We start from the raw sequence: 11,345 nt of genomic DNA on the forward strand, positions 1-11,345 counted from the left end.
CCGCGCCGCCGCCTCGGCGATCATCATCTCCATGAGTAACGCGAAGACCCCCGTGGTCGCCCACAGCCGGAACCGGTCGTAGATCGTCGACCAGGAGCCGTAGCGCTCCGGTACGTCACGCCAGGGGCTGCCCGTACGGAACCGCCACATCACCGCGTTGAGGTAGCCGCGCAGGTCGGGGATCGGCCCGGACGCCCCCAGCGGGAGGTACGGCTCGATTAGTTCCCACTCGCCATCAGTCAGGTCACCACGTCCCATACATCCGTGCTACCAGTTCACATATCCGAGCGGAGGACAAACAACCCGGTTGTGATCTGAACTCAGAACAGGCCCTAGCGGGGGAGCCTCAGTCCGCCCGCAGCTACACCTCAGGCCGCCAGGTAGCGGGCGGAGTAAGCGGAGGAAGACCGCCACCGTCGAAACGCCAGGTGTGGGTGGTTGGGACGCCCTCATGCCCTCGCTGGCCACCACGGCCCGGTATCCGCATCATGCAGCCATACCGTCTGACCCGCGGGTGTCACGGTCATGCCGAAGTCGTACACCGATGGTCGGCCACTGGCCTCCCAGTAGTCCCACACCTGCTCGACCAGGTCGGCGAGGCGGCCGGCGCCGCCCTGGCTGGCCGCCGTCTTTCCGCCGCCGGTCGCGGTAAACGCCGCCCACGCGGTGGGGGTGTGCAGCCAGGCGTTGAGTCCGTCGTCGTCCACCGCGGTGGTGACCGCCAGCTCGGGCAGCGCCACACGCAGCGCGAACCGCAGGTTCTGGTCGTCGCGCAGCGGTTCCAGACCGCGGAGCACCGGCCGCTGGTCGTCCGGTTCGTCGTCGCCGTGCACCTGGGCGTATCCGGGGCCGGGGGTCGTGCCGCGGGCGGGCATGAACTGGGCCAGGCCCTGCATCCAGCCGATGGCCGACTGCCCGTCGGCGGCCACGGTCAGGGCGACGTGGCCCAGCCGGCCCCACGGGGTGACGATCCGCCCACCGGGCCGGGTCTGCTCGATCCACGCCCAGGGCACCGTCTCGACCGCGAACGTCGCCATGACCCGGTTGTACGGCCCGGCGGCGGGCCAGCCGGCCAGGCCGTCGCCGGTGTACACCGCGACGTCGGCGCCGACGGAGGCGAGGGTGCGCCGGGCGGCGGCGGCGAGCCGGGCGTCGGTCTCGACGCTGACCACCTGACCGGGTCCGGCGTGGCACGCCAGCAGTGCGGCGTTGCGGCCCGGCCCGGTGCCCAGCTCCAGGACAGACATCCCCGGCTCCAGGCACAGCGAGTCGGCCATGTCGGCGACGATGGATTCACAGGACAGGCTGGAGGTGGCCTCCTGGTCGCGGACCTGGGTGACGGCTCCGGCAAAGGGGCCGGGGTAGACCTCGTCGGCCCACCGCCGCGGATCGGTGTGCCGGTGGACCGGAACGTACGCGGTCCCGTCCCACTCCCACATCGTGTCGGGGGCGAACCGTTCACGCGGCAGCGCCGCGGCGGCCTGGCGGATCCACGGGGAATCGTCGGGCCACCAGGGGTCCATGGCGGCGAGCAACCGCTGATGGTGGTCGGCGAACTCGATGTCCACGGCGCCTACTTCTTCTTGTGCTGTCCGCCCGGGTCCGGTGCGGGCGGGACCTGGCCGTCGGAGTTCCCCGGGGGCGGTTTGCCTTTGCCCGGATCGGGCGCGGGCTTCTCGTGGGTTCCCATCCCGGCCTCCTGTGGCTCGGCCTACCGGTCCGTTCCCCATCGTGCCCCAACCGCGGCTTCCGCGGGAGGTGGTCTCCACGATGACCACGGCCGATCTTGGGTGCTCCGCCGGCCTGCCGGACGGCGGAGCACCGGACGGTCTTTCGGTGTCAGAAGGCTGAGATGAGTTTGGACAGCTCCGCGGGCGGCGCGGACAGGCCCGCCAGGATGCTCCGGAGCTGTGCCTCGAAGGCTTGCTGACCGTCCCAGAACGGACGGTTGACACGAAGGACGGCCGCAAGAAGGTCCCCTTCATAGAAATCACCCTCGGCCAGTGGATTCCTGTTCAGCTGCGTCAATGCCAGCGGGATCAAGTGCGGAAGGCCGATCTGCTGGCCGATCAGCAGCCGGAGGTCTTCGACGCTCAGCGTGTCCACGGGCCGCTGCCGGAGTTGGTGGGCGACGGTCACCAAGCGAGTGGATCCCACCGGAGGATCGCCCCACCAGTCGGACTCGAGCTCTTCGAGGGATCGGGTGCTGTTCCTGGGGCGCGTCATGCCGGTGATTCTTATGGATCCCTGCCTGGCGTGCTCACCCTGCTCCCCAGTCTCCCCACTTCGTCAAGGGCTTGATGAAGTGGGGAAGCAGAGCAGCACTGGGGATTTTCACAGGTCTCTATCAGGGCGGACGGCCCTGCACTCTGATGTCCGGTACGGCCCCGTGGATAGGGTGGTCGTCATGGACACCGTGCACCGGATCAAGGCCGTCCTCCTGGACGTCAACCCCCCGGTGTGGCGGCGCATCGAGATCGCATCGACGGCCACGCTCCAGGATCTGCACGAGGTGCTGCAGGCCGCGTTCGGCTGGGAGGACTTCCACCTCCACGCCTTCGGCACCGGCTACGGCAGCACGCAGACCGGCCGCTCCTCCGGCAACACCACCGTCGGCGCCCAGCTGCCCGGGCCGGGCGCGGCGCTCGGCTACGTGTACGACCTCGGGGACAGCTGGGAACACCTGCTGACCGTCGAGCAGGTCGTGCCCGCCAAGGACGGCGTGGTCTATCCGCGGTGTACGGGCGGCGCGCGGGCCTGCCCGCCGGAGGACTGCGGCGGCCCGCACGGCTACGCCCACCTGCTCACCGCCCTGCGCTCGCGCAAGGGCCCGCGCTACCGCGAAGCCACGGAGACCCTGTTGTCGTCCCGCTTCGACCCGGCGGTGTTCGACCAGGCGGAAGCCGACCGCCGGCTGGCCGACCTGGTGCCGACACCGGCCGCGACCGCCGGGCTGAACGCCCCGGCCCGCCGGAGCGCCCCGGTCCGGCACACCGTGGCGCCGCGGACCGGACCCGGCGACCAGCCGGCCAACGTCGTCCCGCTCCCCCTTCCCTCGGCCCCAAGCCGGACCCGGGACGCGGCGGCCGGTCCGGGATCCCGGTTCCGGGAGTCGACCCTGCGGCGGGCCGCGTCCGGGATCCCGCCCGAATCCCGGCGGGCCCGCGCCTCACGCTGGGGCAGGTACGAACGCTGGGGCAGGTACGAACGCTGGTGCGCCAAGCACGGCAAGGCCCCCGGGGAACCGGGGACCGTGCCGGACTACCTGTCGCACCTGGCCGACCTGGCCCACCCCGCCGACACCCTGCGCGCCCACCGCGGCACCGTCTCCGCCAGGCTCACCCTGCACGGGCTGACGATGGATGAGGCCGACCGGCACCTGGCCCGGATGATCGTGTCCGCGCGGGCCCGGGAGGAGGCGGCCGACCCGCTGGTGCCCGCCGGGCCGCTGCAGGCCCACGCGCTGACACCCGGTGAGCTGCGGTCGATGGTCGCCACCTGCCACCGCGACACCGTCCGCGGCGCCCGCGACGCCGCGGTCCTGGTCCTCGGCTACTTCCTGGCCGCGCGGTGTTCGGAGACGGCCGCGCTGAACTGGCACGACCTCACCGTCACCACCGCCCGGTTCCGGGACAAGACCACCGGGCGGCCTCGGGAGAAAGCCGCGCTGGAGGTGGTGATCCGCACGTCGAAGACCGACACCACCGGCAAGGGCGCGGTCGTGCGCCTGGTCGCGCAGGACGATCCGGGGCTGTGCCCGGTGGTGGCGGTGGCCGCCTGGCGCACCGCGCTGGAGGAGGCCGGCGGGCAGGCGGCCGGTCCGTTGTTTTGTCGGATCGACCGGCACGGCAACCTCAGTGACAGCGCGGCCGGTCACCGGTCCGAGGACTCCGCGCGGGCCGGGGGGATCGGGGAGCGTACGGTGCGGCGGATCATCGCCGCCGCCGCGCGGGCGGCGAAGCTCATCGTGCCGCCGACCGAGGAGGAGGTCCAGGCCGCCGAGGAGGCGAACGTACGGGAGACCGAAGCGCTGGAAGCGGCCAGGCTCGACGAGGATGAGGACGCGGAGACTGCGGTGCTGGCGGGTCGGCGGCGCCGGCTGCGGGCCGCGGCCAAGACGGTCGAACGCCGGGTGACGTCGCACTCGATGCGGCACGGCTGGATCAACGCGGCGCTGGACGCCGGGCATGCGGCCGACCAGGTCGCCCGGCATTCCCGGCACGCGCCGGGGTCGCGGTCCTTCTCCCAGCGGTACGTCAAGACCCGCACCTCGTGGGACACCAACCCGACCCTCGACATCACCTGATCAGGGATCCGGAGCTACTTAAGGACGGGCCGGGATTCGCGCTGGTGCCCCGCAAGGCGTACAGCCCTGGTCCGAACCCCGAACCGACGTGATCCGCTCCTGTAGGGGTTACGAGGTGTTACGGCCGGAGGCCGCCCCCCGGGGGGCGGCCTCCGGCCGTAACACCTCGTAACCCCAACACGGGCCGGTGGTGTTCGCGCCCTGCCTCAACCCGGCCACCCTCGCGGGCGTCCCGCTCCCGCGGTTCCTCGCCCTGGCGGCGGAGGCCGGATTCCGGACGGTCGAACTGTCCATCCAGCAGGCCCAGGCCCACGGCGTGGACCGGCTGCGCGACCTGCTCGACCTCCACGGGCTGACCGGGGCCGCCGCCAGCGGCATCCTGCCCGCCGGGCCGGTGCTGCCCGCCCCCCTGCTGACCGGCCCCGACGCCTTCGCCGCTTGCCTGCGCGAACTCGCACCACGGCTGGCCGCGTTCGCCGCGCTGGGCTGCCCCGTCGCCACCACCGTGCTGAACCCCCGCTCGACTCTGCCCCAGGCCGAGGCGCTGGACACCGCCCGGCAGCGGATCAGCACCCTCGCCGAGGCCGCCGCCGACCACGGGGTGACCCTGGCCGTCGAAGCCGTCAGCGTCGTTTCCGGGCTTCCGCCCGAGCTGGACGGCCCCCACCCGGTGGCCGGCACCCTGCCGCGGCTCGCCGACCTGCTGCACCAGACCGGACGCGCCAACGCGCTGGTCCTGGTCGACGCCTTCCACTGGGCCGCGGCCGGAGCCGACCCCGGGCACATCACCGCGCTGGGCCCCGGCACGGTCGCCCACGTCCAGATCGCCGACATCCCCACGTGCGGCGCGGTGGACCCATGGACCGACGCCCGGCGCCTGTTCCCCGGCGACGGAACCCTGCCGTGGCCGGTCTTCGCCCAGGCCCTGACCGCGGTGGGCTACCGCGGGCCGGTCTCGGTGGAACTGTTCAACCCCGTCCTGCGCGCCCTGCCCGTGGGCGAGATCGCCCGTCGCTCCCACCAGGCGGCCACCACATGCTGGACTGCGCGGGTGTCCCCATGACCCGTGTCCCACACCCGTGGAAGCTGGCGGTCGCCGGCTGCGGCGCCGCCGCCTTCGGCCTCCACCTCCCGGTCCTCGCCCGCGATCCCGCGTTCGACGTCGTCGCCCTGGCCGACCGCGAACTCGACCGGGCCCGCAGCGCCGCCCGGCGCTTCGCGGTGCCCCGCGTCGCGCGGAGCACCGGCGACCTGCTCGACGGAGCGGACCTGCTGGTCGTGCTCACCGGCGTGCACGAGGACCTGATCGAGGCGGCCCTGGCCGCCGGGGTCCACGTCTTCACCGAGAAGCCGGTCAGCCTGGACGTCGCCCGGACCCGGGCGTTGGCCTCCCGGGCCCGGCAGGCCGGACTGCTGCTGGAGGTTGGAGCGATGCGCGCCCATGACCCGGCCCTGCACGCCGCGCTGGCCGCCGTCCCCGAGCCGTCCGGCGGCTGGCTGATCAAAACCGACGGCGTCGACGAGGCCGCCCGGCTTCGGCTGCTACCGCCCGGCTTCGCCCCCCACACCTTCGCCGTCGATCCGCCCCAACCCACTGCGCCGGGTCTGGACGCCCGGCAGAGCGCGGCGTTGAAGATCCTGCTGTGGCAGGGCTACCACCAGCTGACCGCCCTGGTCCTGGCCGTCCCGGGCGCCGAACCGGCCGCGTGCGCGCTGGACCAGACCGGGCGGAATCTTCACGCCATCGTGCGGGGCCCCGGCGGGGGACTGTTCACGCTGATCATCAGCGCGGCGCCCCCCGGGGTCTTTTGTGAACAGCTCCATCTCGCCGACGACCAGGCCGCCGCCACCGTGGACTTCGCCCGCCCCTACCAGCAGTCCGCCGCCACCCGTCTGACCGTCGGCACCAACGAGACCGCCGGCTTTGGCGACCCGTTCGCCGCCATGTGGACGGCTGTGGCCGGCCGGCTGGCCTCCCAGCACCCCGCCGACCTCCCCGCCAGCGCGGACCTCGCAATCCGGGTCGAAGACCTCGCGCTCGCCCTGGCCGCCGTCACCCCGCTCGGCCCGCCCGACGAAAGGACCGCCGACCATGCCCGGATCTGACGCCCCCGTCCTGGTCCTGGACGGACCGCCCGGAGCGGGCAAGACCTCCGTACTGGCCCGCATGGTGCCCGTCCTGGGCGACGACGCCCTGTGGTTCACCGAACCCAACGCCCGCCTGGCCACCGGCCTGCGCGCCCCCGTGCACCCCTCACCGGCCGGGCACTCCCTGTGGTTCCTGCGGCACGAGCTGGACAAGGCCCGCGCCATGGCGGCGCTGGCCCCCGACCCGGCCACCACGCTGCTGATCTCCGACCGCAACCACCTGGGCGCCCTGGCCTACTGCTACGCGACCCGGGCCGACGACGCCCTGCCCTACCGCACCGCCCGCGACTTCTACGCCCGGCGCATCGCCCCCGCCCTGCCCGACCGGGTCCTGACCGCGATCCTCCTGGTCAGCCCGGCCCAGAGCCTGTCCCGGCGCGGCGGCGTCGCCGAGCGGCCGCGCTGGGTCCAGTGGTTCGACCAGGGGCTGCTGGAGCGGCTGCACACCTTCTACACCGACGTCGCCCCCGCCTTGTGCCCGTCCCCGCCGCTGGTTATCGACACCGACAACGCGACACCGGACGCCGTGCTCGCGAAGGTCGCCGCTCTGCTGTCCGGCGCGGGCCTGGCCGACGTCGCCCGACGGCTCGTGACCACCTCCGCCCCCGCCGCCCGGCCCCCGCTGGCCCGGCAGTTCGCCGACACCTACGCCACCCTCGGCGGGCTGGAGGCGTTCGGGCACCCGTTCGCAGAGCCGATCCCCCACCGGGGCGGCACCGTCCAGCTGTGCCAGCTCGGCGCCCTGCACCGCGACGCGTCCGGCCGCACCGGTCTGTGGGACCTCCTGGCCGCCGACCCCGGGTCGGCGTCGTGACCGCCCGCACCCCGTGCGTCGTGGGCCTCAACCTCGGCCACGACGGCGGCGCCGCCCTGATCACCCAGGACACGATGGTCGCGATCAGCGAGGAACGGCTCAACCGCACCCGCTACAGCCCCGGCTGGCAGGCCGCCCTGCTGTACTGCCTCCAGGCCGCCGGGCGCCGGCTCGACGACGTCGACCTGATCGCGGTCAGCGGCATCGGACAGCACGCCCCGGCCCCGGGCGAGACCGGCCTGGCGTTCCTGGGCGTGGCCCCGGCCCGCATCACCGCCGTCGACCACCACCTCAGCCACGCGTACACCGCCTTCTGCCTCAGCCCCTACGACACGGCCACCGTGCTGGTCGTCGACGGCGGCGGCAACAACCACGACACCGAAACCGTCTACGCGGCCACCCCCGACACGATCCGCCGCCTCGGCGGCACCCCGCCCGGCCGACCACGCGCCGGAGGCATCGGCGCCACCTACGAAGCCTTCACCAACTATCTTGGGTGGCACGAGCAGGAAGCCGGCAAGACCATGGCTCTGGCCTCCTACGGCGACCCCCACGCCTTTGTCGCCCCGCTGTTCGACGTCGCCGGCACCGCCGTCCACGGCCGCCTCCAGCACACCCACCACCGCGGCGTGGCCGACCTCGCCGCCCGCACCGGCTTCGACTTCGGCCCGCTGGGCAGCCGGGGAACCGACCCCCGCGGCATCGACGCCGCGGCGTACGTCCAGGCCCAGACCGAACGGGCCCTGGGCACCCTGGCCGAACAGGCCGTCGCCGCCACCGGCCACAGCGACCTGTGCCTGGCCGGGGGCGTCGCCCTCAACTGCGTGGCCGCCGACAAACTCCGCCGCCTGCCCACCGTCACCGGCTACTTCGCCCCGCCCGCCGCCTCCGACCGCGGCCAGGCCCTGGGCTGCGCGCTCTACGGCTGGCACCAGCTCACCGGCGACCTCCCGCGCCGCCCCCTGGCCACCGACGCCCTCGGCCGCGCCTACCTCGACGCCGAGATCGAGCAGGCCCTGCGCCGCGACCCGCGGTCCGGGCTCGTGGAGCGCCGCCGTACGCCCTTGCGGTGGCGCCGGGAGGGCGACATCGCCGCCACCGCCGCCCAGATGATCGCCGACGGCCGGATCATCGGCTGGTTCCGCGGCGGCAGCGAACTGGGCCCCCGGGCGCTCGGCGGACGCAGCATCCTCGCCGACCCCCGCACCACCACCGGCGCCGACGCGCTGAACACCCGCGTCAAGCACCGCGAACCGTTCCGGCCCTTCGCCCCCGCGATCCTGGCCGAGCACGCCGCCCGCTGGTTCGACCTCGACGTCCCCAGCCCGTTCATGCTCCTGGCCCCACCGGTCCGCCCCCACACGGCGGACAGGATCGCGGGAGTCGTGCACGTCGACCAGACCGCCCGCGTCCAGACCGTCGACCCCGAAACCTCCCCGGCCTTCGCCGCGGTGATCGAGCACTTCGGCCAGATCACCGGCGTCCCCGTCCTGCTGAACACCTCCTTCAACGACCAGGAGCCCATCGTGGAGACCCCCGCCCACGCGCTGGCCACCTTCCAGGCGTGCGACCTGGACGCCGTGTGCATCGGCGACTACCTCGTCGAGCGGGCCTGACTGCCACACTGGCGGCATGACCCCACCCCGGCGCGAAGCCGCCCGCGTCATCGCACTGGACGACGACCACCGGGTGCTTTTGCTGCGCTACGACGAGCACGGCGGCTTCTGGGCCACCCCCGGCGGCCGGGTCGACCCCGGCGAGGACCACCGGGCCGCCGCCCTGCGCGAGCTGAGCGAAGAACTCGGCGTCGACCCGGACACGGTCGACCTCGGCGCGCAGCTGGCCGAACGCAGTCACGACCACCGGGTCGGAGAACACCCAGTCCGCCAGGTCGAGCGGTACTACCTCGCCCGCCTGACCCCGGGCGATCTGGATCCGGACCGGGCCACCCAGCCCGACACCATCCGGGCCCTGCGCTGGTGGACCCTGGAGGAACTGCGCGCCACCGGTGAGACAATCTACCCGCTGGGCCTCGGCGACCTGATCACCGGCGTCCTCACCGCCGGCACCCCCGAGCGCCCTGTCGTCCTGGGCTGACCCTCTGCCGGGGTGCCCGCGCCGGTCCCGCGATTCCCCGTGTGTTCGCCGTTGCCGTATCGGTTCCGCAAAGGAGGGCTCCGAGTTCCCGGAGCGTCACACCGACAGAGCCGTCTGTGTCTGTGGGATTGGGTGGTGCTACACAGCCGTCCGGTGTGCGGACTTTCCCAGGGCCTGACTGTTACTCCAGGTCGGCGGCGTTCGGGTCGCGCAAAGGCCGCAGCCCGCCGGCCAGGCCCGGCCGCACGAACGGGTAGACGCCGTTGAAGTTGATGTGCTCGAACACCAGGTCGGAGTACGAAGCGGCGTCCGTCGTGACGATCTCGGGGTGCTCGGCGACGTCCAGCTGGTGCATCGCGTCCAGGATGTGCAGGGAGTCGCGCTGGGTGCCCGGCAGCACCAAGCCGCCCAGGCCCATCACCCGGTCCGAGACCACGTTGAGCCACGTCGCTCCGGTCCGGCGCTTGGTCGCCGCGAAGTACTTCGGATTGGGCCGCGCCGCGATCGACTTCACCGGCACCACGAACCGCATGCCGTCCGCCCCGGCGACCAGCCCGCCGCCCCAGTCCGCGGCGATGTCCGCCGCGCCCTGCGCGGCCACCAGCAGCGGGGCGCCAGCGCGGACGCACTCGGCGCGGAAGTACGCCTGGTCCACCCCCACCAGCCGGCCCCGCGTCAACGTGGGCACCGACGCCTTGACCACCGTCGCCCACGGGGTGTTGGTGGACTCCTTGACCAGCACCGCGGCCAGGCTCAGATCCAGGTCCGGGGCCCGCGCGTCCGAACCCGAGACATGGCAGAACGGGCCCCACAATCCGGTGGCCTCGGCCACCTCCAGCACCAGTTCGGGAAAGTCGATCCGCGGCAGCAGCCCGTAGACCAGTTTCCGGGCCTCTGCCATGCCCACCGGATCGGGCACCGCCTCCAGCCTGTCCAGCCGCAGCTTTCCGTTCTCGACGCGGACCGCGTCATTGCCCGGCAGACCGTCGGCCACGGTGCGGTAGGCGCCGTGCAGGTCGGCGGCCAGCTCCGCCAGGTGCTCGTGGGCGTTCTCGGGCAGTCCCAGGGCCCGCAGCACCCGCGGCCGCAGCGCGTCCCACCCGGGGCCGTCCAGCAGCCGGGCGCGCGGGTCGCCCCACCGGTCGGCGCCGATCGCGTACACATCCCGCCGACGCAGGGCCCGGTGCAGTTGCTCCAGCACACAGAAGGTGTACGCGGCCTTGTCGACCCTGCCCGGCTCCAGGCCCGGGTTGGCGAACACCAGACGACGCCACGACCCGGTCACCAAAGAGGCGTGCTCCCCCAGGTCCGTGGCCTCGGGCCGACGGCGCGCGACCAGGTACGGCAGCGCGCGCAGCGCGGCCACCACCGGCTCGCCCGCGGCGGTGGCGCCCCAGGCGATGGTCTCGGCGAGCAGGCCGAGGAATCCGCGGACGGTGGCGTACCGGTTGACCAGCTCGGTGCGCCAGTCCGCGTCGTCGTCCCCGTCCTCGTCGGGCAGGAAGGAAGCGACCTCCGCAAGGGCGGCCTCCAGCTTCTGACGGCTGATCACCTCCTCGATCGCGTTCCACGTCTCGGCCAGGGTGACTGCCCGGCCGCCGGTGCCCTGCGGCACCTCCAGCAGGACGGTGACCGCCGCGGCGACCTTCGCCGCCGCCCGGCGGAACCGGGGCAGGCTCCGCAGTCGCTCGGCGTTGGACAGCCGCTCGGCGCGCGCCAGCAGCTTGGTGGCCATCAACACGTCGAACAGCAAAAGGGCGTCGTCCACCGCCACCGTCTCCAACTGCCGGACGGTGGCCAGCACCGTGGCGACCTTCCGCGCCGGCTTGAGGCTCCGCAGCGAAGTGGCCTTGGTCGCCATCCCGTACTTGGCCAAGGACGCGAGGTAAACATTCAGCGGGTAATCGGAGCGTGATGCAGGACGCGTTTCCGTGACGGCGTGTGAGGTCCTGCTGCGGCGTGTGGTTGGATCGTCGGGTG

The 11,345-nt window shown here is 73.2% G+C and carries 10 protein-coding genes; 6 read left to right on the forward strand and 4 right to left on the reverse strand.

From position 1 onward, the window contains the following. The 3 genes from AC0Z36_RS28510 to AC0Z36_RS28520 all read right to left on the reverse strand — a co-directional run. Positions 1-258 (reverse strand): transposase (locus AC0Z36_RS28510; protein ID WP_485465965.1); only part of this gene is annotated, 258 nt, incomplete at its 3' end. Between the two features lie 191 nt (positions 259-449). Continuing rightward, on the reverse strand, positions 450-1,568 hold the full coding sequence (locus AC0Z36_RS28515; protein ID WP_485465966.1) for a methyltransferase domain-containing protein: 1,119 nt from the start codon (positions 1,566-1,568) through the stop codon (positions 450-452). Positions 1,569-1,839: 271 nt separating this feature from the next. Further along, on the reverse strand, positions 1,840-2,226 hold the full coding sequence (locus AC0Z36_RS28520) for a contact-dependent growth inhibition system immunity protein (RefSeq protein WP_485465967.1): 387 nt from the start codon (positions 2,224-2,226) through the stop codon (positions 1,840-1,842). A gap of 181 nt (positions 2,227-2,407) precedes the next feature. On the opposite strand from AC0Z36_RS28520, the gene AC0Z36_RS28525 reads away from it, so the two are divergent. The 6 genes from AC0Z36_RS28525 (at position 2,408) to AC0Z36_RS28550 (ending at position 9,365) form a co-directional block, all read left to right on the forward strand. Continuing rightward, positions 2,408-4,306 (forward strand): IS1096 element passenger TnpR family protein, encoded by a 1,899-nt coding sequence (locus tag AC0Z36_RS28525; protein ID WP_485465968.1) that lies wholly within the window; start codon positions 2,408-2,410, stop codon positions 4,304-4,306. A 187-nt stretch (positions 4,307-4,493) separates the two neighbouring features. After that, positions 4,494-5,369, forward strand: a complete 876-nt coding sequence (locus AC0Z36_RS28530; RefSeq protein WP_485465969.1) for a sugar phosphate isomerase/epimerase family protein — start codon at positions 4,494-4,496, stop codon at positions 5,367-5,369. Next, on the forward strand, positions 5,366-6,412 hold the full coding sequence (locus AC0Z36_RS28535) for a Gfo/Idh/MocA family protein (RefSeq protein ID WP_485465970.1): 1,047 nt from the start codon (positions 5,366-5,368) through the stop codon (positions 6,410-6,412). The genes AC0Z36_RS28530 and AC0Z36_RS28535 overlap by 4 nt, the downstream gene beginning before the upstream one ends. Next, positions 6,399-7,268, forward strand: coding sequence for a nucleoside/nucleotide kinase family protein (locus AC0Z36_RS28540; protein ID WP_485465971.1), 870 nt, complete (start codon positions 6,399-6,401; stop codon positions 7,266-7,268). Before AC0Z36_RS28535 ends, AC0Z36_RS28540 begins: the two co-directional genes overlap by 14 nt. Continuing rightward, positions 7,265-8,884, forward strand: a complete 1,620-nt coding sequence (locus AC0Z36_RS28545; protein WP_485465972.1) for a carbamoyltransferase family protein — start codon at positions 7,265-7,267, stop codon at positions 8,882-8,884. The genes AC0Z36_RS28540 and AC0Z36_RS28545 overlap by 4 nt, the downstream gene beginning before the upstream one ends. Before the next feature lie 16 nt (positions 8,885-8,900). Next, positions 8,901-9,365 carry an NUDIX hydrolase gene (locus tag AC0Z36_RS28550; protein WP_485465973.1) on the forward strand — a complete coding sequence of 155 codons (465 nt, stop codon included), beginning with the start codon at positions 8,901-8,903 and terminating at the stop codon, positions 9,363-9,365. 181 nt (positions 9,366-9,546) lie between these two features. On the opposite strand, the gene AC0Z36_RS28555 is transcribed toward AC0Z36_RS28550, so the two are convergent. After that, entirely contained in the window at positions 9,547-11,241 is a 1,695-nt protein-coding gene (locus AC0Z36_RS28555; protein WP_485465974.1) for a Tn3 family transposase, read from the reverse strand. Positions 11,242-11,345: the final 104 nt, after the last annotated feature.

It is taken from the genome of Kitasatospora sp. UYEF31, from assembly GCF_057291755.1.